This is a genomic window from Mycobacterium celatum (genome assembly GCF_002101595.1).
GTDB classification, from domain to species: domain Bacteria; phylum Actinomycetota; class Actinomycetes; order Mycobacteriales; family Mycobacteriaceae; genus Mycobacterium; species Mycobacterium celatum.
The window spans coordinates 75,784-98,576 of record NZ_LQOM01000006.1 but is presented as its reverse complement, the minus strand read 5'-3'; the positions used below and the strand labels follow the sequence as shown (position 1 = coordinate 98,576).

At 65.2% G+C, this 22,793-nt stretch carries 18 protein-coding genes and 1 pseudogene; 13 read left to right on the top strand and 6 right to left on the bottom strand.

Annotation, left to right across the window (positions count from 1 at the left end):
* Positions 1-203: 203 nt before the first annotated feature.
* The 3 genes and pseudogenes from AWB95_RS00950 to AWB95_RS00940 form a co-directional block, all read right to left on the bottom strand.
* Positions 204-1,181, bottom strand: coding sequence for a Gfo/Idh/MocA family oxidoreductase (locus AWB95_RS00950; RefSeq protein WP_062541217.1), 978 nt, complete (start codon positions 1,179-1,181; stop codon positions 204-206).
* Positions 1,178-2,233, bottom strand: a complete 1,056-nt coding sequence (locus tag AWB95_RS00945; RefSeq protein WP_269745763.1) for a Gfo/Idh/MocA family oxidoreductase — start codon at positions 2,231-2,233, stop codon at positions 1,178-1,180. The genes AWB95_RS00950 and AWB95_RS00945 overlap by 4 nt, the downstream gene beginning before the upstream one ends.
* 23 nt (positions 2,234-2,256) lie before the next feature.
* A pseudogene (locus AWB95_RS00940) lies at positions 2,257-3,022 on the bottom strand (class I SAM-dependent methyltransferase).
* A 78-nt stretch (positions 3,023-3,100) separates the two neighbouring features.
* Between AWB95_RS00940 and AWB95_RS00935 the strand changes: the two are divergent.
* Together AWB95_RS00935 and AWB95_RS00930 are read left to right on the top strand one after the other, a co-directional pair.
* Complete coding sequence (locus tag AWB95_RS00935; protein WP_062541219.1) at positions 3,101-3,769, top strand: TetR/AcrR family transcriptional regulator; 669 nt, start codon at positions 3,101-3,103, stop codon at positions 3,767-3,769.
* A complete protein-coding gene (locus AWB95_RS00930; RefSeq protein WP_085167432.1) occupies positions 3,766-4,707 on the top strand; it encodes a R2-like ligand-binding oxidase in 942 nt (313 codons plus the stop codon). The genes AWB95_RS00935 and AWB95_RS00930 overlap by 4 nt, the downstream gene beginning before the upstream one ends.
* Positions 4,708-4,802: 95 nt before the next feature.
* Here the strand turns inward: AWB95_RS00930 and AWB95_RS00925 are convergent, their stop codons facing one another.
* Positions 4,803-6,218: an NADP-dependent succinic semialdehyde dehydrogenase gene (locus tag AWB95_RS00925; protein ID WP_062539085.1), complete on the bottom strand. Its 1,416-nt coding sequence runs from the start codon at positions 6,216-6,218 to the stop codon at positions 4,803-4,805.
* Between the two features lie 60 nt (positions 6,219-6,278).
* Between AWB95_RS00925 and AWB95_RS00920 the strand changes: the two genes are divergently transcribed.
* Complete coding sequence (locus tag AWB95_RS00920; RefSeq protein ID WP_085167431.1) at positions 6,279-7,928, top strand: acetolactate synthase large subunit; 1,650 nt, start codon at positions 6,279-6,281, stop codon at positions 7,926-7,928.
* Here AWB95_RS00920 and AWB95_RS00915 read toward each other — a convergent pair whose 3' ends face one another.
* Together AWB95_RS00915 and AWB95_RS00910 are read right to left on the bottom strand one after the other, a co-directional pair.
* Positions 7,929-9,203: a PucR family transcriptional regulator gene (locus AWB95_RS00915; RefSeq protein WP_062539084.1), complete on the bottom strand. Its 1,275-nt coding sequence runs from the start codon at positions 9,201-9,203 to the stop codon at positions 7,929-7,931.
* Positions 9,200-10,723 carry a flavin-containing monooxygenase gene (locus AWB95_RS00910; RefSeq protein ID WP_084706982.1) on the bottom strand — a complete coding sequence of 508 codons (1,524 nt, stop codon included), beginning with the start codon at positions 10,721-10,723 and terminating at the stop codon, positions 9,200-9,202. The genes AWB95_RS00915 and AWB95_RS00910 overlap by 4 nt, the downstream gene beginning before the upstream one ends.
* 324 nt (positions 10,724-11,047) lie before the next feature.
* On the opposite strand from AWB95_RS00910, the gene AWB95_RS00905 reads away from it, so the two are divergent.
* From AWB95_RS00905 to AWB95_RS00860, 10 genes are all read left to right on the top strand, one after another.
* The gene (locus tag AWB95_RS00905; RefSeq protein ID WP_062539083.1) at positions 11,048-12,196 is read left to right on the top strand and encodes a PucR family transcriptional regulator; all 1,149 of its coding nucleotides are present in this window, start codon (positions 11,048-11,050) and stop codon (positions 12,194-12,196) included.
* Positions 12,197-12,284: 88 nt separating this feature from the next.
* Entirely contained in the window at positions 12,285-13,103 is an 819-nt protein-coding gene (locus tag AWB95_RS00900) for a lysophospholipid acyltransferase family protein (protein WP_062539082.1), read from the top strand.
* A 6-nt stretch (positions 13,104-13,109) separates the two neighbouring features.
* Positions 13,110-14,582 (top strand): long-chain-fatty-acid--CoA ligase, encoded by a 1,473-nt coding sequence (locus tag AWB95_RS00895; protein ID WP_062539081.1) that lies wholly within the window; start codon positions 13,110-13,112, stop codon positions 14,580-14,582.
* A gap of 187 nt (positions 14,583-14,769) precedes the next feature.
* A complete protein-coding gene (locus AWB95_RS00890) occupies positions 14,770-16,008 on the top strand; it encodes a cytochrome P450 (protein WP_062539080.1) in 1,239 nt (412 codons plus the stop codon).
* Positions 16,005-17,006 (top strand): PDR/VanB family oxidoreductase, encoded by a 1,002-nt coding sequence (locus AWB95_RS00885; protein WP_062539079.1) that lies wholly within the window; start codon positions 16,005-16,007, stop codon positions 17,004-17,006. Before AWB95_RS00890 ends, AWB95_RS00885 begins: the two co-directional genes overlap by 4 nt.
* A 29-nt stretch (positions 17,007-17,035) precedes the next feature.
* Positions 17,036-18,052, top strand: coding sequence for a Rieske 2Fe-2S domain-containing protein (locus tag AWB95_RS00880; RefSeq protein ID WP_346223221.1), 1,017 nt, complete (start codon positions 17,036-17,038; stop codon positions 18,050-18,052).
* A complete protein-coding gene (locus tag AWB95_RS00875) occupies positions 18,049-19,587 on the top strand; it encodes a succinic semialdehyde dehydrogenase (protein WP_062539077.1) in 1,539 nt (512 codons plus the stop codon). The genes AWB95_RS00880 and AWB95_RS00875 overlap by 4 nt, the downstream gene beginning before the upstream one ends.
* A 10-nt stretch (positions 19,588-19,597) precedes the next feature.
* Positions 19,598-21,304 (top strand): GMC oxidoreductase, encoded by a 1,707-nt coding sequence (locus tag AWB95_RS00870; protein ID WP_062539076.1) that lies wholly within the window; start codon positions 19,598-19,600, stop codon positions 21,302-21,304.
* 20 nt (positions 21,305-21,324) lie between these two features.
* A complete protein-coding gene (hchA, locus tag AWB95_RS00865) occupies positions 21,325-22,206 on the top strand; it encodes a glyoxalase III HchA (RefSeq protein WP_062539075.1) in 882 nt (293 codons plus the stop codon).
* Positions 22,207-22,323: 117 nt separating this feature from the next.
* On the top strand, positions 22,324-22,563 hold the full coding sequence (locus tag AWB95_RS00860; RefSeq protein ID WP_062539074.1) for a hypothetical protein: 240 nt from the start codon (positions 22,324-22,326) through the stop codon (positions 22,561-22,563).
* Positions 22,564-22,793: the final 230 nt, after the last annotated feature.

Sequence of the window (22,793 nt, the reverse complement as noted above, 5' to 3'; positions counted from 1 at the left end):
ATCGCATTACGCTGACCCGCCAACTCCGCCAACTCCTCAAACAACACCTCCACACGCTCGGCAGGACTCAGCGCCGCAGCAGACGAAGCGGTAGTCGACGACATAACCGCATCATTACAGCCAGGTCCGACAAGCCACCGCCGCCAACCGCGCTGCGGCGTCAGCATGGACACCAAATTGGTTGGGACGTCAGACCCCCGACCTCACGTCTGCCGTACCGACTGCGGGCGACCGCTGGCCAGCGAAGCTAAAGCGGCATCGATGACAACGTTCGTGGCGTATCCGTCGTAGCTCGAGGCTCCCGTGAATGAACCGCCGACCACGCCGGCGAGCCATGCGGCGTCCTGCGAGCGATACGCCCGGTGGAAACGTTGCATCCAGGCCTCGGGCAGCGGGGCATCGCCATCGGCTGAGCTGTCGGTCGGTGTGGGCGAGGCGAGGGTGAGTACGCCGGAGCTGCCGACGATCTCGCAGCCGATGTCGTAGTCCAGCCCCGGTCCACGGCCGAGCTCCATAATGCCAAGCACGCCCGACTGCGAGGTCAGCGTGAGGACCACGAACACGGTGGATTCGTCGCGGCTGGCCTTGGCGATGGCGGAAACCTCGCTGACGTCCTCGCCGCACAGCCAGCGGAACACGTCGATGTCGTGGGACGCAGAGCTCGTGATGAGCTGTTGCTCGTCAAAGTTGATGACCGCCAGCGGATTACGGTGGCGCTGACTGATCAGAACTGGTTCACCGATGCGGCCGGACTGCAGCGCGCGGTAGACATCCTGGTAATCGGCGTCGTAACGGCGCATGTAGTCGACCTGCACCAGTCGCCGACCAGTGGCCCGTTCGGCGTTGACCAACCGCAACGACCGGTCAGCCGACGTGGTAAGTGGCTTCTCGCAGAACACAAACAGGCCACGGGCGATGCACGCTTCGACGATCTCGTGGTGAGTGTTGTCAGCGGTCGCCACCACAACCGCGTCGACGTCGGCATTGTTCACGCAGTCCAACGGGTCGTGGTAAACGGCTGCGGTCGGCACAGCAGCAGCGGCGCGTTCGGCGAACGGAGCATGGCTGTCGGCCAGTGCACGGATATGTGCCCGCGGCTGCAGGCTTGCGAAGATCGCCAGGTGCTCCATGCCCATGTTGCCCAGCCCGATGAGGGCGAGGCGCACCGGCGCGGTGCTCATAGCGGTTCGACTTCGGTCCAGGTGCCGCTGGACACCGAGGCGGCTACCGCGGCGTGAATCTTGGCTGACCGCAAGCCATCCGCGAACACCGGCAGCCCTTCCGGTGCGGTCCCGATGCGGATGGTCTCGTACACGTCGGCGACAAACAAGTTGAAGCAATCCTGGTATCCCTGGGGATGTCCCGGCGGCAGCACAGAGTAGCGTGCGCTGCGTGGATCGAGCGCATCTCCGTCGCGCGATAGCACCGTGTTAGCGTGCAGCCCGCCGATGATGAGCTCATCGGGATATTCCTGGTCGAATTGCACCGCCGTCTCACGGCTGTCGAATGAGAAGGACAACTGGTTTTTTCGGCCCGGCGACGCCTGACTGACGACGACACTTCCGATCGCGCCTCGGTTGGTGCGAAAAGCCACCACCGCACCGTCGCCCTGCGGTGCGGTGGCCTCAGTTGCTATGACAGAGCTGATGCGATGACCGGTAACGAACTCCATCAGGTCACACCAATGCGAGCCGATGTCCGCGAATGTCATCGAAACACCGCATTGTGTCGGGTCGGATCGCCAGCCCTTCGGATCGGCCTTGGCCATATGGTCTTGCACGTAGCCACCGTGCATGAGCCACACCGGCGCATCGGCGATCCGGCAACGAGCCTCCCGCACCATCGGGTAGAAACGGTAAATGAATGACACGGCCGCAACTGTGCGGGCGCTATCGGCGGCGTCGACGAGGGCGGCGGCGTCGGCAACTGTTGTGGCCAAAGGCTTTTCACAGATGACGTGCTTCACCGCGGCCAGGGCCGCGGCGGCTTGCTCCAGGTGCAGGTTGTTCCGTGTGCAGATGTGCACGACGTCGACGTCATCAGCAGCGAAGATCTCTTCTGTAGTGGCTGCGCGTTCGGCCCCGAGGCGCTGCGCCGAGCGCTGACTGCTTTGCGGCGTACTGCCACAGATCGCCGCGAGCTTTCCGCCCGCTCGATGGACGGCGTGCGCATGCACCGAGCCGACCATGCCGGCGCCGATGATCGCGCTCCGTGGTGGATGTGGCTGGCTCACCGCTGATCTCTTTCCGTGAAGCTTTACCCCGCCTTCCGCGCTTCTATCAGTACTCGTGAGCTGTGGGTGACGAAAGCTCCGTTGGCGTCGATCTCCTGGTGCATTCTGAGTAGCTTGTCGCGGTATTTGTCGACTGCGAAGTCCGGGACGACCCAACTCAGCTTGCGCAGGAAATAAATGACGGCGCCGACGTCGAAGAATTCAAGCTGTATCTGCTCGTGGCGCAAGTCGACTACTTCCAGTCCGGCTGCCGCGACCTCGTCGTCGACGGTATCCGGGTTCAATTGCCCACGGATCCGCGTCTGCGGCTGCGGCCCCACAAAGTATTCAATCAGTTTGCGCAGGTAGATAACGCCGACATGTTGGGCGAAATAGGTACCGCCTGGCCTGAGTACCCGGGCGATCTCGTCCCACCACACGGCCGACGGATGCCGACTGGTCACCAGGTCGAATGCGGCCTCGGCGAACGGAAGTGGCGGTTCGTCACCGGTGGAAACCACGACCACACCCAGCGGATGGAGTAGCCGGGTGGCCAGGGCGATGTTCGGCGGCCACGGCTCGGTGGCAGCAATCGTCGGGGGGAAGGGTCCAGCGCCGGCTAAGACCTTCGCCCCCGCCGGTATAGATGTCCAATGCAGACTGCACCTCAGCGAGCCGAGCCCGAAGCAGCCGTTGGTACCCCCAGGATGGTCGCTCTTCGGCGGCCCGGCCCTCCAGCCAGGAAGAGTCCCAGCCCGCGACCGATACCGAATCGGCCTCGGCCACAAGGTCGTCGAACGCCCGATCCACCCGAGCATCATCGCACCTTGAAGAGTGAGCCGCGTCACACTAGCATGACCAGTGGTCATCGACCGCTAGGAGGGACCGATGCCGACGGTGACGTGGGCCCGCGTCGACCCGGCTCGTCGAGCAGCCGTGATAGAAGCCGCCGAGGCGGAATTCGGCGCGCACGGGTTTTCCCGCGGCAGCCTCAACGTCATCGCCCGGCGCGCCGGCGTCGCCAAGGGCAGCTTGTTCCAATACTTCGCGGACAAGCGCGACCTCTACGCATTCATCGCCGACGTCGGTAGCCAGCGCGTGCGCTCCTACATGGAGGACCGCATCCGCGAACTCGACCCGAGCAGACCGTTTTTCGAGTTCCTCACCGACCTGCTCGACGACTGGGTCGCCTACTTCGCCGACCATCCGCGGGAACGTTCGCTGCATGCCGCCGCCAGCCTGGAGGTCGACACCGACGCCCGCGTCAGTGTGCGGACCGTCATCCACCGGCACTACCTCGAAGTGCTCAGGCCGCTGGTGCGTGACGCGCAGGTCCGCGGCGACCTGCGGGCGGATGCGGACACCGACGCGTTGCTGTCGTTGATGTTGCTGATCTTTCCGCACCTGGCGCTCGCGCCCTATGTGCGAGGCATGGACCCGGTCCTCGGGCTCGACGAGCCCACGCCGGAGCAACCGGCGCTGGCGGTGCGCAGGCTGGTCGCCGTGCTGGCGGCAGCCTTCGCCGGCCAGCCAACTATCAAGGAGGTCAACGCATGACACGGACACGATACGGCTCGCTGGCCGCTGGCGGCCTCAACTGGGATAGCTTGCCGCTCAAGCTCTTTGCCGGCGGCAACGCGAAATTCTGGGACCCGGCCGATATCGACTTCTCCCGCGACCGCGCGGACTGGGAGAAGCTCTCGGACCGTGAACGCGACTACGCCACCCGGCTGTGCGCCGAGTTCATCGCCGGCGAGGAAGCGGTCACCAAGGACATCCAGCCCTTCATGGGCGCGATGCGCGCCGAAGGCCGATTGGGCGACGAGATGTATCTGACCCAGTTCGCCTTCGAGGAAGCCAAACATGTGTCGGTGTTCCGGCGGTGGCTCGATGCCGTCGGGATCGACGCCGACCTGCACAGCTACTTCGACGACCTGCCGGCCTATCGGCAAATGTTCAACGAGGAACTTCCGCAGTCGCTCGACGCGCTGTCGGTCGATCCCTCACCGGCGGCTCAAGTCCGGGCGTCGGTGACCTACAACCACATCGTCGAGGGCATGTTGGCACTGACCGGCTACTACGCCTGGCACAAGATCTGCGTGGAACGCGGCATCCTGCCCGGAATGCAGGCACTGGTCCGGCACATCGGCGACGACGAGCGGCGCCACATGGCGTGGGGCACGTTCACCTGCCGGCGCCACGTCGCCGCCGACGACGCCAATTGGACGGTGTTCGAAACGCGGATGAACGAGTTGATGCCGTTGGCGCTGCGGCTCACCGAAGAGGGCTTTGCCCTGTATGCCCCCGACATTCCGTTCGGCCTATCCACCGAAGAGTTCCTGGCCTACGCCAGCGACAAGGGCATGCGACGGTTCGGCACGATCAGCAGCGCCCGCGGCCGCCCGGTCGAGGAGATCGACCTCGACTACTCGCCGCTGCAGTTGGAGGACACCTTCGCCGACGAGGACCAACGGGTCCTGGCCGCCTCCGCATAGCGCCGACTGCTTCACCGAGATCGACGTTTTGCAGGTCGCCTCTCGAACTTTCTCTGCAAAGCGTCAATCTCGGTGCAGCGATCGCCGGCGAACTGCTACTCGACCTTCGACCCGCCGCCGGCGTCACCGCTGTCCGCTGACCCGATCCAGACGGTCTTGGCGTTGCAGAATTCCCGGATTCCATGGCCGGCCAGCTCGCGGCCGTACCCGGATCGTTTGACGCCACCGAACGGCAGCTCGGGGTAGGACACCGTCATCCCGTTGATGAAGACCTGCCCTGCTTCGATGTCATCGACAAAACGGCTGATCTCCGACTCGTCGCGGGTCCACGCGTTGGAGCCCAGCCCGAAGGTGGTGGCGTTGGCGATCTCGAGTGCCTCGTCGATGTCGGCCACCCGGTACACCGACGCGACCGGCCCGAACACCTCCTCGTAGAAGATCGGCATGTCGCGGGTGATGTCGGTGATCACCGTCGGCGGGTAGAACCAGCCCGGCCCGTCGACTCGTTTTCCGCCGCAACGAATTACGGCACCCGCTGCAGCGGCCTCGTCGACCAGCTTCTCGACGTCGGCGCGGCCGGACTCGGTGGCAAGCGGGCCGACGTCGGTGTCCGGGTCGGTCGGGTCGCCCACCCGTAAAGCGGCCATCTTCTCGACGAACTTGTCCACGAACTCGTCGTAGACGTCGGTGTGGACGATGAAGCGTTTGGCTGCGATGCAGGATTGGCCGTTGTTCTGCACCCGTGCGGTGACTGCGGTGGACACCGCCGCGTCGAGATCGGCGGACGGCATCACGATGAACGGGTCGCTGCCGCCGAGCTCCAGCACCGTCGGCTTGATCTCGTCGCCGGCGATGGCTCCGACCGATTGACCGGCCGGTTCGCTGCCGGTCAGGGTCGCGGCCGCCACCCGCGGATCACGCAGGATGTCCTCGACCGCGCTCGACGGGACCAGCAGCGTCTGGAAGCAGCCCTCCGGGAAGCCGCCGCGACGGATGACGTCGGAGAGATACAACGCGGTCTGCGGCACGTTGGACGCGTGCTTGAGGATCCCGACGTTGCCGGCCATCAGCGCCGGCGCGGCGAAGCGTACCGCCTGCCACAGCGGGAAGTTCCACGGCATCACCGCCAGTACGACGCCCAGCGGCTGGTAGCGCGTGTACGCCTTGGTCGCGCCCACCGCTTTGCCGTCGGCAGGCTCGTCCGCGAGCAGCTTCTCGGTGTTTTCTGCGTAGTAACGAAACCCCTTGGCGCACTTCAGTACCTCGGCTTTGGCCGCTTTAAGCGTTTTGCCCATCTCCAGCGTCATCATCGCCGCGACCTGGTCGGCTTCGGCCTCCAGCAGATCCGCCGTCGCGTTCGTCCACTCGGCACGCTGCGCGTAGCTAGTGCGACGGTATTCGGCGAACCGGTCGTGCGCGCGGGCAATGGCGGCGTCGATTTCCTCGGCTGTCGCCGGGGTGAAGGTCTTGACCGTCTCTCCGGTGGCGGGGTTGATCGTGGCGATGGACACCTGGGCCTCCTCGAGCGCTGGACGGATTCCGCCCTCCAGCCTGCCACTACTGTGGGGAGTGTGAGTAGCGCCGCCCAGCTGATGGTGAAGTGCCTGGAAAACGAGGGTGTGTCGGTGGTGTTCGGCATACCGGGTGAGGAGAACATCCGCTTCGTGCAGGCACTGGCCGACTCCGACATCCGCTACGTGCTGACCCGCCACGAGCAGGCGGCGGCGTTCATGGCCGAGATGTACGGGCGGGTGACCGGCCGCGCCGCGGTGGTCTCCACCACCTTGGGTCCGGGTGCCATCAACATGCAGCTCGGGGTCGCCGACGCCACCACCAACAGCACGCCGATGGTCGCGATCTCCGCCCAGGTCGGCCATGACCGGGAGTACAAGGAGTCACACCAGTACGTCGACCTCGTGTCGATGTTCGCACCGATCACTCGCTGGGCAGACGGCGTGCCCACCGCGCGTGCGATCCCGGAGATGTTTCGCAAAGCGTTCAAGCTGGCCGAGGCCGAACGCCCGGCGGCGGTTTATCTGGCGGTGCCTGAAGACATAGATACAGATACCGCCGACTATTCAGACCTGAAGCCGTTGCCGCGCAATGTCCCCCGCGCCGAGGCGCCGGCCGAGGGACAGGTGCAGCGCGCGGCCGACATCCTTCGCACCGCGAAACGGCCGGTGGTGCTGGCCGGCCACGGCGCGGCCCGCAACGACGCCACCGCTGCCCTGGTCCGGTTCTCCGGCGAGCTCGCGATCCCGGTCGCCAACACCTTTCACGGCAAGGGCGTGATGCCCGACGACCATCCGAACAGCATCGGGACCATGGGTTTCATGCGGCACGACTACGTCAACTTCGGTTTCGACAACGCCGACGTCGTGGTCGCAGTCGGGTACGAGCTGCAGGAGTTCGACCCGGTGCAGATCAATCCGAACGGCGACAAACAGATCATCCACATTCACCGGTTCCCCGCCGAGGTCGACGTGCACTACCCGGTGGCCGTCGGCATCATCGGTGACATCAGCGCCTCGCTCGACGCGCTCACCGACGCGCTTGCGGGACACCGCTTCAGCACCGACGCCGCGGCTCCAGGGTGTGATCTCCTCGCCGAGGAATTCGCTCGCGGACAACAGGATTCGCGTTTCCCGTTGGCTCCGCAGCGGGTCGTCGCCGATACCCGTGCCGCGCTGGGCCGCAACGACGTGGTCCTGGTGGACACCGGCGCCACCAAGATGTGGATGGCCCGGCTGTATCCGACCTATGAACGCAACACCTGCTTGATCTCGAATGGCTTGTCCACCATGGCGTTTGCGCTGCCCGGAGCGTTGGGTGTCAAGCTGGCCCGGCCCGATTCAAAGGTGTTGGCCGTCGTGGGTGACGGCGCGTTCCTGATGAACTCGCAGGAGATCGAGACCGCTGTTCGCGAAAAGATCCCGCTGGTAGTGCTGATTTGGGACGACGGTGGCTACGGGCTGATCGAGTGGAAGATGGATCTCGAACTCGGCGACCACTACTACGTCAAGTTCGGCAACCCCGACGTGGTGAGCTACGCGGAAAGCTTCGGCGCCAAGGGATACCGCATCACAAGCGCCGACGAGCTGCTGCCGACACTGAAAGCCGCTCTCGACGACGAGGGTGTCTCGCTGATCTCCTGCCCGGTGGACTACTCGGAGAACCTGCGGTTGACCGAGCGCCTCGGCCAACTCGACAGCACGCTGTAGTCAGTCGTCGCGCAGGACTGCCGGGCCGAACCAGTGGCACAGCAGCAGCGCGACTTCGACGTCGAGGCGGTCGTCGCCGATCGGACGGCCGCGGCGTTCGACCGCCCGCTGAACCCGGTACTTCACCGAGTTGACGTGCAGGTGCAGCTCCTCGGCGGCGGCCTTGTAGCTGGAGCCGGTCCGCAGAAACACGCGCAGTGTTTCGCGTAAACGTTCGTCGCCCTCGGTGGGAGAGGCGAGCGGGCCGAGCACTTCCCCGACCCAGGCCGCGGCCGCCCCGGCGTTGTCGGCGACCAGCCCCGCCACCGCGAGCCCGGGATCGCTGGCGGTGATCACCTGCGGGACTTCCGTTTCCGAGGCGGTCACCACGGTGCGGGCATCCAGCGCCTGCTGATGTGAGCGGCGGAAGCCCTCAATCCCCGGCAACGGGTTGCCCGCTGCCATCCAGGGCGCGTCCGCCGTCGTGCTCGCAAATTCGCGAATCCGCGACGGCGTGTCCGATGCCGCCTTGCCCAGCAGCGGAATCCATGCCCAGCCGGTCACGTGGTCGATCGAAATGAACAACGGACTGTCGCGGGCGCCAAGCGATTCGGCGAGCTTGTGCACGAATCGCTCCATCGACGCCAGCTCGTCGCCACGCTCGGACTCGCGGCACCAAACCACGAGCGCCAGGTGGTTCTGCTTGAGCGGGTAGCGGATTGCGGTTGTCATCGCATCGATGTCGACGTCCGCTCCGGACAACAGTTTGTGAACCATCAACGCGCGCAGAGTATTCCGGCGTTCCAGCCAGCGTTCCCGCTCGTCCTGGTAGGTCACAACCACCAGCTGCGAAATCCGGTCGATATACCCGAACGAGACTGTCGCGATGAGCTCGTACACGGCCAGGCTCAGCTTCGGATCCAGCTCCGATGCACGTATCTCCTCCAGCGCGGTCTTGAGCACCTCTTGGTGCCCCAGCCGGTATGCGCGTACCAACGCATTAGCCGACACGTCGCGCTGCGCCAACCGCCGGGCATACTCCAGTGCGGCCGCCGGCGGCTCGATGTGCTCGACCGGGATGCGGTTGCGAACGGCCGAGAAGAACGTGTCGATATTGCTGGAGACGGTGTCCCGCAACAGCTGCAGCAACTGTACATCCCCGCGCAGGTCCACGATCTCGCTGACCAGGAACTCCTGGGTCGAACGCGTCAGCTCGGCCAGCCGGTCTTCCAGCCTGCCGATGATCGTTGTCGCAGCCTGGGCAACGACGGCGTCGTCCGTGCCGTCGGCCATCACGCCCTGGTGTCAGCAGCGCTGACGGTCGTCAGCGGCTTTGATTCGACTGGGGGATAGGCCTCGTAGTTGCCGGCATCGAAGAACCTGGTGCGGCGCCGATACTCGATCGTGTAGCTGGGCCAGTTGTTGGTGTTCTTGCCGCCGGCGGTGCGATACCAGCTGGTGCAGCCGGCCTCCCATACCGTGTCGCCGAGCCGGTCCTGCACCTCTCGGTTGTATTCCGCTTGCACCTCGGGGCGGACGTTGACCCAGCCGTTGCCGTAGGCGCCCACGTGGCGGATCGCCGAAAGCACATAGTCGGTTTGGCTTTCGAGCATGTAGATGATCGAGTTGTGCCCCAGGTTTGTGTTGGGCCCGTAGAGGATGAACATGTTCGGAAATCCGGAAACGGTCATTCCCAAATAGGCTTCGGCGCCATCGCGCCATGCGTCATGCCGCAGGTCCAGCCCGTCGAGGCCGGTGATGGACGTGGGCGCGAGGAAGTCGTTGGTCGCGAACCCGGTTCCGAACACGATCGCGTCGACGTCCCGCTCGCTCCCGTCGGCGCCGACGACCGAGCTGCCACGGACCTCGCTCAGCCCGGCCGGAATCACCTCAACGTTGGGACGGGTGATCGCCGGATACCACTCGTTGGAGATCAGGATCCGTTTGCAGCCGATCGGGTAGTCGGGCATGAGCGTCGCGCGCAGCTTCGGGTCGGGGACCTGGCGGCGCAGATTCCGGTTGAACATCATCTTGATGAGCCACATCCCATGGCCCTTGGTCATCGGGATCACCCGCGCCTCGTGGTACAGGTACTTGCGGGTGCGGCTGGCGGCGAGCGCGATCGGGAAATGGCGGTACACGTACTTCTCCAGCGGCGTGTACGGCCGGTCCGGTTTGGGGAGCACATAGGGTGCCGAGCGCTGGAAGAGGTACAACTGCGCGACCTTGGGCGCGATCTGCGGCACGAACTGGATGGCGCTTGCGCCCGAGCCGATCACCGCGACCCGCTTGCCGGTCATTTCGTAGTCGTAATCCCAACGGGCCGAATGGAATACCTTGCCTCCGAAGGTGTCGAGTCCCGGGAATTGCGGCTCGGCCGGCAGGCTCAGCTGACCGGTCGCGGCAACCAGGAACCGGGCGTGCACCTGGGTGCCGTCGCCCAGCGTGATACGCCAGCGGCCGGAGTTCTTCTGGAATTCGGCGGCGGTGACTTCGGTGCGCAAGCGGACGTGCTCGAGCACCCCGTACTTGCGGGCACAGCTTTCGATGTAGCTGCGAATCTCCGACGCCTGGCCGTAGGTGCGTGACCAGTCGTGGCTGGGCTCGAACGAGTAGCTGTAGAGGTGCGACGGGACGTCACACGCCGCACCCGGATAGACGTTGTCCCGCCACACCCCGCCGACCGCCGGGGCCTTTTCAAAGATCGTGTAGGGGATCCCGGCGCGGCCGAGTTTGATGCCCATGCAAATTCCGCCGAATCCGGCGCCGATGATCGCGACGGTGGTACCCGGCAGCCCGTTCTGACTCTCGCTCATCACACACCCCCATCACGCGCCATCAGATCACGCCGGCGCACGCCTGTCTTCGTGTTGGCAAACGAAGTCCGCGGTCGCCGGTTTGGGCGCCGCCACAGTTGCGTTGTCTTCAGCGGACGACAATCCGCCAATAGTTGGTCCCCCGCGGACGTCGTCGCAAAGGGAGGAACTTCCTAGCGTTTGGTTCAGCTTCCACGCCGTCTCTAGGAGGAACGAAATGGCTTACCTGACCATCACCGCGATGCTCATGTTCGTGCTGTGGCCGGCATTGGTCCCGGCGCTCATCCACGCATCCCACGCGCTGCTGGGTAACCTTCGCACTGCATGATGCCCGATCTGGCGGTCTCCTGGGACGTCCTCTTCGACACGCTGCTCGGCGACCGGGTAGTGCTGGCGGGGCGGGTGTGCGAGGCGATCCAGGCCCAGCTTCAGTCCTACCGCGCCATGTCCTGCGAGTCCCTCACCGAGGAAATCGGGTTTCAGGTGGAGCAGGTCTTGGGCTCCGCGCACGCCGGACGTGCGGCGCTGAGCGACAGCGAGCTCGTGGGCCTGGCCGCGATCGGCGAGGCACGCGCACAGCAGGGCGTCCCCGTTGACGACATGCTCCGCGCATGGCGCATCGGAATCGAGGTTGTCATCGGATATGCGCGTGAGGCGGCGCCAGAACTCGGCATCGAGGACGCCCAGGTGCTGGAGTTCGTGCAGTCGGCCCTGGCCTGGTCCGACATCGCCATGGTCACCACGGCCAAGGCACACCGGAAAACCGAACTGGCACTTGCCGTCTCGGAAGAGACCTGCGGAGCAGCGTTTGTCCGTGGCGCGCTGTTCGGCACGGCCCCGGCCGCCGAGCTACGCATCCAAGCCGAGGCGTACGGTCTGGACCCGACCCGCGAATATGTGGCGGTCCGTGCGTGCCTGGCGGAGGGTGTCTCGCAGCGTGAGTTGGAACGGGCCCTCGGTTTTCATGACCCGTTGCAACGTCCGCGCGGCCTGTGCGCCCTGGTTGACGGTGACATCGCCGGCTTGTTGAGCGATCCGCCACCGGCAAGCGTCGACGGCGTCGTCGGCTATGGTCCGCCGCGCCCGTTGGACCGGCTGGCCGAGTCGTACCGGCTGGCCGCGCGTGCACTGATGACCGTGCAGGCCTGCGGTCTTCTCGGTGCTTACGACATTGCGTCGCTTGGCCTTCGCGCGGCGGTGGCAATGGATGCCGACGTCGGCGACTGGCTGCGCCAGCGGTATCTCGAACCACTCACGGCGGGCGGTTCGGCTTGCGAATTGATAGCGACGTTGCGTGCCTACCTGGCGTGCGGGATGCACGTGGAACGGGCAGCGACGCGGTTGTTCGTCCACCAGAACACTGTCCGGTACCGGCTCGCCCGGTTCGAAGAGCTGACCGGGGCGAGCCTGCGTGAAACACAGGTTCTCTTCGAGGTGTGGTGGGCCCTCGAACTCTCGGCCATGCGGTTGTAGCGGCCCCCAAGACGTGACCCGAAATATCGGACACGGCTCCGTAGCCACCGGTCGGCGGTGGACGGACCCTGAACGCGAGGAGACACAGATGACAACACCCAAAGCGCCGTCGCTCCGCGGGCCGAACGAGACGTTCATGCGCTACGCGCAGAACCCTGTTTGGAACTTGTTGTGCGACCACTACTTTCGGCTGGAGATCGACGGCTGGCATCGAATTCCCGACGAGCCGTCGCTGCTGATCGGCATCCACTCCGGTGGGTCTTTGACGATGGACGCGTGGACGTTGGTGCATTCCTGGTATCGCCGGTTCGAAGGCCGCCGAATCCTGCACGGCACCGCACACGACGTGCTGATGGCAGCCCCGCTGCTCGGTGACTACTTCAAGGCGCTCGGCGTGATCCCGGCCTCGCGCCAAGGCGTGACCGCCGCCCTGGCGGCCGGCCACGACGTGATCGTCTGGCCCGGCGGCGAGCAAGACGCGATGCGAAACTGGCGCCGGCGTGACAAAGCGGTTCTAGCCGGCCGCAAGGGATTTGTGCGGCAGGCCATCCGCTCGGGCGTGCCGATTGTCCCGGTCGCGACGGTGGGCGGCCACGACACCGTCTTTGTGCTCTCCGAGGGCCGGTTTCTGGCCCGCTGGACCGGGCTGGGCAAGCGGCTGCGTGGCGCGACGATGCCCATCATCGCGGGCTTCCCGTTCCCGCTGGCCGTCGAAATACTGCCCGCACACCTGCCGCTGCCGGCGAAGATCCGCACCGAGTTTCTCGACCCGATCCGGGTCGACACCGACCCGGATCGTGCCGACGACCGCGACTACGTCGACAAGGTGTACGACGAGGTAAAGGGCGCGATCCAGGACGGCATGGATCAGCTGGCCAAACGCCGCAGCTTCCCGGTACTGGGGTGATCCATCATGAGCAGCCTGGCCCTCAACCTGATTGACGCCGCCCGTCGGCATCCGGAGCGCATTGCGCTGCGCCTCGACGAGGTCGAGATTCCCTACACCGGACTGGACGCGGCGAGCGCCTGCCTGGCCGGTCTGCTGGCAGCGCACGGGCTGCGGCCGGGCGATCGGGTCGGCGTCATGCTGCCCAACGTTCCGTATTTCGCCGTCGCCTACTACGGCGTGCTGCGAGCGGGCGGGGTGGTGGTGCCGATGAACGTTCTGCTCAAGGAACGCGAGACCACCTTCTACCTGTCGGACTCGCAGGCCAAGGCGATCATCGCCTGGCATGAGTTCGCCCCCGCCGCCCAGGCAGGCGCGGCGGCCGCCGGCGCCGAGTGCATCGTGGTGAGCCCAGGCGAATTCGAGGAGCTGATCTGCGCGGCCCGACCCATCGCCGAACCCGTCGCGCGCGAGGACGACGACACCGCGGTGATCCTCTACACGTCGGGCACCACCGGCACGCCCAAGGGCGCCGAGTTGACCCACGCCAACCTGCGCCGCAACGTCGCAACGATCGTCGAGATGGTGGATCTGGCGGCCGACGACGTGATCCTCGGTGCCCTGCCGCTCTTCCACGCGTTCGGGCAGACCGCAGGGCTGAACGCGGCAGTGGCCGCCGGTGCCTGCCTGACGCTGATCCCACGGTTCGATCCGGCCAAGGCGCTGTCGATCATCGAGCGCGACCGCGTCACCGTATTCGAAGGCGTCCCAACGATGTTCGCCGCGATGCTGCACAGCAACGCGCGCCCGGACACGTCGTCGCTGCGGTTGTGCGTGTCCGGCGGCGCCGCCATGCCGGTCGAAGTGATGCGCGGGTTCGAAGACACCTTCGAAGCCATGGTGCTCGAGGGCTACGGCCTCTCCGAAACCTCGCCGGCGGCGTCGTTCAACCACCCTGGCCTCGAGCGCAAGCCGGGATCGATCGGCACACCGGTCGCCGGCGTCGAGATGAAGCTGGTCGACGTCACCGACGGCGTGGGCGAAATCGCCATCCGCGGCCACAACGTGATGAAGGGCTACTGGAACCGCCCCGACGCGACGGCCGCGGCGATCGACGCCGACGGCTGGTTCCACACCGGCGATCTGGCCCGTGTCGACGACGACGGTTACTACTTCATCGTCGACCGCTCCAAGGACATGATCATCCGCGGCGGCTACAACGTCTATCCGCGAGAGATCGAGGAAGTGCTCTACGAGCACCCTGCCGTGCGTGAGGCGGCGGTCGTTGGTATCCCCGACGACATGCTCGGCGAAGAAGTGGGCGCGGCGATCGCTCTCAAGCCTGGCGCCGAGGCGGACGCGGCGGCGATCCGCGACTATGTCAAGGACCGGGTGGCCGGCTACAAGTACCCGCGGCGCGTCTGGTTCGTCGACGAACTGCCCAAGGGCCCCACCGGCAAGATCCTCAAACGCGATATCGCCATCCCGGTGGAGGCGTGATGAAAACCGTTGTACTACAGGATTTTTGGTTGCAGCCATCCGCGCGTCCACGTGACCGCCGCGGCCGCCGGTTGAGGTCAATCATTGCGGTCGAACCACTCCCCGTCAAGGCATCTGCGGCGCACACCGAAGGCCATCGCAGCCAGGAATGCTTTGGCGCAGTTGTACATAAGTTGAAGGAGAAGCGATGACCACCATCGACCGACTGGATCTGGACAGCGTCGACCTGGCCGACCCCTCGGTGTGGGACGACGGGCCGCCGTATGACCTCTTCGCCCGGATGCAGCGCGAGGACCCGGCACACTTCAGCCCGCAACGCAACAGGCCGGAGGAGGGCGGCTTCTGGGACATCACCCGCTTCGACGACGTGCGCGCCATCAGCCGCGACCACCGGACCTTCTCCTCCGAACGACGCGGCATCTTCCACTGGGACGACGTCGGCGTTCCGCTGGATATCCAGCGGCTGCAACTGATTTCGATGGACCCGCCACGCCACGACCGGCTCAAGGCGTTGGTGATCAAGGAGTTCACCCCGGAGGCGGTAGCCGCCCACGAGGATGAAGTCAGGCAAATCATCGACGGTGTTCTGGACAGCGTCGCCGACAAGCAACGGTTCGACCTGGTCGCCGACGTGGCGCGGCCCATCCCGTCCCGCGTGATCGGCTCACTGCTGGGCACGCCGCCAGAGGACGACGCCACGCTGGTGCACTGGACGAACGTCTTCACCGCGTTCGAAGACCCGGTAATCCGCGAGCAGTGGAAAGACACCATGGGTGTCGTCGGCGAGATCGTCGAGTACACCCAGAACAGGATCGCGCAGCGCGACGACTCCATCGGCGGCAACCTGCTCACCGCCATGGTCGACGCCGAGGTCGAGGGCGACAAGCTCAACGAACTCGAAATCGCCACATTCTTCGTCTTGCTGATGTCGGCGGGCAACGACTCGACCCGGGCAACCTACAGCGCGACGATGCTGGAGTTGCTGCGCAATCCCGAGCTGCGCCAACAGCTTCAGGACAACCCAGAACTGATCCCGGCCGCAGTGGAAGAGGGGCTGCGCTGCTATCCCGCATTCTCGTTCATGGCGCGCGCCGCCACCAAAGACACCGAGTTGCACGGCAAGACGATCAAGGAAGGCGACCGCCTGCTGCTGTGGTACATCGCGTCGAACCGGGACGAGAGCGTATTCCCGAACCCACACAAGTTCGACATCACCCGCGAGGGCCTCGCCGACAAACACCAGGCCTTCGGCGGCCGGGGAAAGCACTTCTGCTTGGGCGCCAACCTCGCCCGGCTCGAGCTGAAGCTGTGGATCGAGCGGACACTGGAACGCTTCCCCGACCTGGAACTGGACGGCGACCCCAGACGCGTGCGGGCGCTGTTCCTCAACCAGTACAACTCGATTCCGGTCCGGAGAACATCGTGACCGCAACGGAGACGGCCCGGGCCCGACCCGCCTACCGCGAGGTCGAGGTCGACGTCGAGGTTCGGCGCCGCCAGGAGGTGTCGGACGGCGTCGTCACGCTGACGCTCGCCGACCCGACCGGCGCCGACCTGCCGGAATGGGCGCCCGGCGCACACATCGACCTGCTCATGACGCCGTCGCTGGTGCGGCAGTACTCGCTGTGCGGCGACACCGCCAACCGCGCCGAATGGCAAGTGGGCGTGCTCCTCGACCCCAACAGTCGCGGCGGATCCCAATTCGTGCACGACAAGCTGCACGAGGGCAGCACGGTTCGTATTCGCGGCCCCCGCAACCACTTTCCGCTCGTCGGTTCGCCGCGGTACCTGTTCATCGCCGGTGGCATCGGCATCACCCCGCTGATACCGATGATCGCGGCGGCCGAGGCCGCCGGCGCGCAGTGGCGGCTGCTGTACGGCGGTAGGACGCGGTCGTCGATGGCGTTCGTCGACAGCTTGCAGCGCTACGGTGACCGCGTCACCGTCTGCGCGCGGGATGCCCAGGACGGTGCGAACTTCCGCGCAAATCTGAGTTCGGCGTTAGCCGACCCGGGCGAGAACACGCTGGTGTACTGCTGTGGCCCCGAAGGCCTGCTGACCGCGGTCGAGGACGCGTGCAAGACCTGGCCGCCGGGCAGCCTGCACATCGAACGGTTCTCGGCCAAAGCGATCGAGGAGCCGTCACCCGGAGCGTTGGAGACATTCGAAGTCGAATGCCAGCGCTCCGGCGTGACGTTGACTGTGCCGCCGGACAAGTCGATCTACCAGGTGTGCGAAGAAGCCGGTGTCGACGTGCTCGGCTCCTGCATGGAGGGAGTCTGCGGCACCTGCGAATGCGACGTGCTCGACGGCGAACCCGATCACCGCGACTCGGTGCTCAACGACGCCGAGAAGGCCCGCAACGACGTGATGATGACCTGCGTTTCGCGCTCGCGCTCGGAAAGGCTGGTGCTGGACTTATGAGATCGAACTACCCGTTCAACTGTTGGTACGTGGCCGCGACCACCGACGAGGTCGGGGAGAGCCTGCTCGCCCGTCGCCTGCTGGACAAGCCCGTACTGCTATATCGCCGTGGCTCTGGCGACGTGGTCGCCATGGAGGATCGCTGCATCCACCGCGCCTATCCGCTGTCGGAGGGCCGGCGCGACGGCGATCGCGTGGTCTGCGGCTACCACGGTTTCGCCTACGACCCCGACGGCTGCCTGGCCGACGTGCCGTCGCAGGAGAACGTTCCGCCGGGCGCCCGTGTGGGCACCTACCCGGTCTACGAGCAGTCGCCGTTCGTGTGGATCTGGCTCGGCGACCCCGGCGTGGCCGCACTGCGCCCGCCGCCGCGGGTTCCGTGGTACGCCGACGGGACGGGCTGGGAGAGCACCACCGAAGTACTGCGTGTCGAGGCCAATTACCTACTGCTGCATGAGCATTACCTCGACCTGACAGATGTGTTCGTGATGCATCCGGAGGTTGTGCCGCCCGATATCGAGGTGCTGCCGCAGCTCGACGAGGTCGAAGTCTCCGAACGCTCGGTCTCCTACACCCGCACGACGCCGCCCAGCAGGCTTGCCCCGTGGGAGGCAGAGATCACCGGACTTCCCTCCGAGACCACGGGTAGCCGGCGTGAGGAAGGAACGTTCGTCTCACCGGCGCTGCACGTCCAGCACTACGTCATTGCTCCCGAGACCGGAAAATCCCACGAGCTCTTGCGAATTCAGGGGTTCACACCGCAATCGCCCGGCGTGACGCACGTCTTTCTACAGATGGGGCGCAACTTTGCGAGCGGCGATGCCCGCGTCGCCGACTTTCTCCGCGCCATGTTCCACGAGTGGGCGGTGCGCGACTTCGTCGTGTTGGAGACCATTCAGCGCCGCCTGGGCGAGGAGACCGTGCCGCGCCGCGACATCAACGTCAAGGCCGACCGCGTCGCGGTTCGGGCGCGGCGCATCGCGATGGAGATGGTCGACGAGGAAACCGGGCGCTTCACGCTGAACCGGATTCTGGCGTCGTCATGACCACGGTTCTGATCAAGGAATTGGCCAGCCGGGTGGAGTCCGCTGCGGATTCCCGCCTGGAAGTCACCAATGCGATGACGGGCCAGCCGCTGGGCGATGTCCCTCGCTGCACGACCGACGACGTCGCCGCTGCCGCCGAGCGCGCCCGCGCGATACAGCCTGATTGGGCCGCCCGGCCGATCAAAGAACGCGCCGCCATGCTGCTGCGCTTCCACGATCTGGTGCTGCAACGCCAGGACGAAGTTCTCGACCTGATCCAGCTCGAGAACGGCAAGGCGCGCCGGCATGCTTTCGAAGAGGTCCTCGACGTCTGCTTGACGGCCCGCTACTACGCGAACACTGCGGCTGATTACCTGCGCCCCAAGCGGCGACAGGGTGTGCAGCTGGTGCTCACCCAGGTGACCGAACTCCATCACCCCAAGGGTCTGGTCGGCATCATCTCGCCGTGGAACTATCCACTGACGCTCGGTATCAGTGACGCCATACCGGCGATCGTCGCCGGCAACGCCGTGCTGACCAAACCGGACCAGCAGACCCCGTTTTCGGCGCTATGGGCGGTGCGACTGCTCGAAGAGGCCGGCATGCCACCGGGTTTGGTGCAGGTCGTCACCGGATCGGGCTCGGAACTTGGCGGGTCGATCATCGAACAATCCGACTATTTGATGTTCACCGGGTCCACTGCGGTCGGACGCACCGTCGCCGCGCAGGCAGGTGAGCGACTGATCGACTGCTCGATGGAACTGGGCGGCAAGAACGCACTATTGGTTCTCGACGACGCCGACGTCGGTAAGGCCGTGTCCGGCGCGATTCGGGCGGCCTTCTCCAACGCCGGGCAGTTGTGCATCTCGGTCGAACGCATTTATGTCCCGGGAACGCTGTGGGACGAATTCACCACCCGTTACACCGACGCTGCGAAGGCGATGAAACTCTCAGCAGCCCTGGACTATTCGGGTGACATGGGTTCGCTGATCTCCGAGAAGCAACTCAAGACGGTGGTCGAGCACGTGGACGACGCAGTGGGCAAGGGCGCTACCGTGCTGGCCGGCGGCAAGGCGCGCCCGGACATCGGCCCGCACTTCTACGAGCCGACAATCCTTTCCGGGGTTCGCGAAGGCATGACCGCGTTCGCCGACGAAACGTTCGGACCGGTGGTCTCGCTGTACCGGGTGGATAGCGAAGACGAGGCGATAGCGAAGGCCAACGACAGCGACTACGGGCTCAATTTCAGTGTGTGGACGTCGAACCCGAAGCACGGGCAGGCCGTCGCAGCCCGTCTGCAGGCCGGCACGGTCAATGTCAACGAGGCCTACGCGGCGGCGTGGGGATCGGTCGACGCGCCGATGGGCGGCATGAAGGCGTCCGGCCTTGGGCGCCGCCACGGGGAACACGGAATTCTCAAATACACCGAGTCGCAGACGATTGCGACCGAGCGCCTGCTACCGGTCGGTGCACCAACATGGCTCAACCCGGGCCGCTACGCGCGGATCATGACCACCGGTCTGCGCGCCCTCAAGCGACTCCCCGGCGTCAAGTAGGAGAACACGCATGACATTCGACTATGACGTTGTGGTGATCGGATCGGGATTCGGCGGATCGGTGGCGGCGCTACGGCTGACCGAAAAGGGCTATTCGGTCGGCGTTCTGGAGGCCGGGCGGCGCTTCGAAGACGACGAGCTGCCCAAGACCAACTGGCAAATCCGCAAATTCTTCTGGGCGCCGAAGCTGGGTTGCACCGGAATTCAGCGGATTCACGCGCTGCCCGACGTGCTCATCCTGGCCGGCGCCGGTGTCGGCGGCGGCTCACTGGTATACGCCAACACACTGTACGAGCCGAAATCCGATGCCTTCTATAAAGATCCGCAATGGGCCGATATCAGCGACTGGAAGGCAGAGCTGGCACCGTACTACGACCAAGCCAAACGCATGCTCGGGGTGGTGCGCAACCCCACGATGACCCGGTCCGATCGCGTGATGCTTAGCGTCGCCGAGCAAATGGGAGTACAAGACACCTTCGGCATGACGCCGGTCGGCGTGTTCTTCGGGCCAAACAACACCAAGGCGCCCGGTGTGGAAGTGGACGACCCGTTCTTCGGTGGCGTTGGTCCCCGTCGGCGCGGTTGCCTCGAAGTCGGCGAGTGCATGACCGGTTGCCGGCACAACGCCAAGAACACGCTGGTGAAGAACTACCTCTACCTAGCCGAGCAGGCCGGCGCCGAAATTCACCCTCTGACAACTGTTACCGAAGTGCGGCCGATCGACGGCGGTTACGCCGTCGACACCGTTCGCACCGGCTCTTGGAGGGCGAAAAAGACCGCTCGAACCTTCACCGCCGAACAAGTCGTGTTCGCCGCCGGCACTTGGGGGACCCAACAATTACTGCACCGCATGAAGGCCGAGGGCGTCTTACCGCAGCTTTCGCCACGGTTGGGTGAGCTCACCCGCACCAACTCTGAGGCGCTGTGTACCGCGAGCGTCAAACTGCGCCACCGCAAGGGCGCCGACTTCCACACCGGCATTGCGATCACATCGTCGATCCACCCCGACGACAAGACCCACATCGAACCGGTCCGCTACGGCAAGGGCTCCACCTCGATGGCGCTGCTGACCACCGTGATGACCGACGGCGGCGGAAAGGTGCCCCGATGGCTGAAGTGGTTGGGACAACTGGTGCGCCATCCCGCGCAGGCCGCGTCGCTGTATGTCGGACTGCGTGACTGGTCGCAGCGCACGGTCATCGCGCTGGTGATGCAGACCGAGGACAACTCATTGACGCTGTTCCCCAAGCGGAGTCGGCTGGGGCGCTTCAAGCTGTCGTCACGGCAGGGGCACGGGGTGCCTAACCCGACCTGGATACCCGCGGCCAACGAGGCGGTCCGTCGGATGGCCCGCGAGATCGACGGCACGCCGTGGAGCAGCGTTGGGGAGATCCTCGACATCCCGATGACCGCGCACTTTCTCGGCGGGTGCGTGATCGGCGGCTCGCCGCAACGCGGAGTCGTCGACCCGTATCACCGGGTGTTCGGCCACCCCGGTCTGCACGTATTCGACGGTTCGGCGATTTCCGCCAACATCGGGGTCAACCCGTCGCTGACGATCACCGCCCAGGCCGAACGGGCCACCTCCTTCTGGCCCAACAAGGGCGAAGCCGACACCCGACCGGAGCTCGGTTCGGGCTACCAGCGGATCCGTCCCGTGCAGCCGCTCAAACCCGTTGTCCCTGACCACGCGCCGGCGGCATTGCGGCTCGACTGACACAGGAAGGAAGAAACGAAATGTCCGGCCATGCAGCCGAACTGAGCAAAGACCCGACCCCGGACCCGGCCGAGGACAACGCGTTCTTTCCGTCCCCGTATTCACTGAGCCAGTACACGTCGCCGAAGACCAACTTCGATGGCGTACGGCACAAGGGCGCCTATACCGACGGCAGGTGGAAGGTGCTCATGATCGCGACCGAGGAGCGCTACGTCCTTCTGGGCAACGGCAAGATGTTCTCCACCGGCAATCATCCGGTCGAGATGCTGCTTCCTGTGCACCACATGATGGCGGCGGGCTTCGATGTCGATGTCGCAACGGTGGCTGGCTATCCGGCCAAGCTGGAGCTGTGGGCGATGCCGCGCGAGGACCAGGCCGTCCTCGCGACTTACGAGGCGCTCAAGCCAAAGCTCAAGCAGCCCAAGAAGCTTTCCGATGTCGTGACGCACGATCTCGGTCCGGACTCGGACTACCTTGCGGTCTTCATCCCGGGCGGCCACGGCGCCGTCGTCGGGCTACCGGCAAGCCCGGCAGTGGGGCGGACGCTCGACTGGGCTTTGTCGCAGGACAAGTTGATCATCACCCTGTGCCATGGGCCGGCAGCTTTGCTCGCTGCATCGCTGGGTAGGCAAGAATCGCCGTTCAAGGGCTACTCGGTTTGTGTCTTTCCCGATGCGCTCGACGAGGGGTCGAATATCGAGATCGGTTACCTGCCAGGCCGTTTACAGTGGCTGGTCGCCGATCTGCTGAGCAAGCAGGGTATCACCGTCGTCAACGATGACATGACCGGCAAGACGCACCAAGACCGCACTCTTCTCACCGGTGACAGTCCGCTGGCGTCACACAGCCTCGGTCTGATGGCCGCAGACGCCTTAGTCGGAGCCGCCAATGCGAGTGCGTAACCACGCGGGGTTGCCAAACGTGAGCCAGCCGCGGCTGCAGTAAGGGAGGAGGCTGTTACCAAAGTCATTGCCAAGGACACACATTCACCTACACAGCACGACGAGAGGAAATCCAAAATGGCAGACCCAACCGTCTCCGGTCTGGTGTCGAAGCTTCTCGACAACACCAAAGAATTTGTCGACGACGTGCTCGAAAACGTCGAGAAACTCGAATCAGATGTCACGGACATGGCGAAGGACACGAAGGATTCGAGCATCGAAGCGCTGCGTGCGCGGTCGAAGGCTTTGAACGAGCAGATCGAGAAGCTCGCCAAGGTTAAGGAAAAGAACGCCAAGAAGACGACAGCCAAGAGGTGACAGCACGACTGATTCCCCACCCGAGCGGGGCCGGGTGGGGAATCAGGCTGTCGCGTAGAATGTGACGTAAGACACAAGTCGCCCGTGGCGGGAACAGCATGAGCACTCCGAGTCCAGAAGATCGCAACAAGCCGGGATCGGTGCCGCCGCTTGGCGATCTGAATCTGGACTCCCTCGGTGAGTCCGGCGCGTCGGTGATTCTTATCAGGAACCTGGCCACCGAAGTTGTC

Coding starts and splice junctions, on each gene's coding strand:
- AWB95_RS00950 (WP_062541217.1), bottom strand. CDS start 1,181: ATGAGCACCGCGCCGGTGCGCCTCGCCCTCATCGGGCTGGGCAACATG.
- AWB95_RS00935 (WP_062541219.1), top strand. CDS start 3,101: ATGCCGACGGTGACGTGGGCCCGCGTCGACCCGGCTCGTCGAGCAGCC.
- AWB95_RS00930 (WP_085167432.1), top strand. CDS start 3,766: ATGACACGGACACGATACGGCTCGCTGGCCGCTGGCGGCCTCAACTGG.
- AWB95_RS00910 (WP_084706982.1), bottom strand. CDS start 10,723: ATGAGCGAGAGTCAGAACGGGCTGCCGGGTACCACCGTCGCGATCATC.
- AWB95_RS00905 (WP_062539083.1), top strand. CDS start 11,048: ATGATGCCCGATCTGGCGGTCTCCTGGGACGTCCTCTTCGACACGCTG.
- AWB95_RS00900 (WP_062539082.1), top strand. CDS start 12,285: ATGACAACACCCAAAGCGCCGTCGCTCCGCGGGCCGAACGAGACGTTC.
- AWB95_RS00895 (WP_062539081.1), top strand. CDS start 13,110: ATGAGCAGCCTGGCCCTCAACCTGATTGACGCCGCCCGTCGGCATCCG.
- AWB95_RS00890 (WP_062539080.1), top strand. CDS start 14,770: ATGACCACCATCGACCGACTGGATCTGGACAGCGTCGACCTGGCCGAC.
- AWB95_RS00875 (WP_062539077.1), top strand. CDS start 18,049: ATGACCACGGTTCTGATCAAGGAATTGGCCAGCCGGGTGGAGTCCGCT.
- AWB95_RS00870 (WP_062539076.1), top strand. CDS start 19,598: ATGACATTCGACTATGACGTTGTGGTGATCGGATCGGGATTCGGCGGA.
- hchA (WP_062539075.1), top strand. CDS start 21,325: ATGTCCGGCCATGCAGCCGAACTGAGCAAAGACCCGACCCCGGACCCG.
- AWB95_RS00860 (WP_062539074.1), top strand. CDS start 22,324: ATGGCAGACCCAACCGTCTCCGGTCTGGTGTCGAAGCTTCTCGACAAC.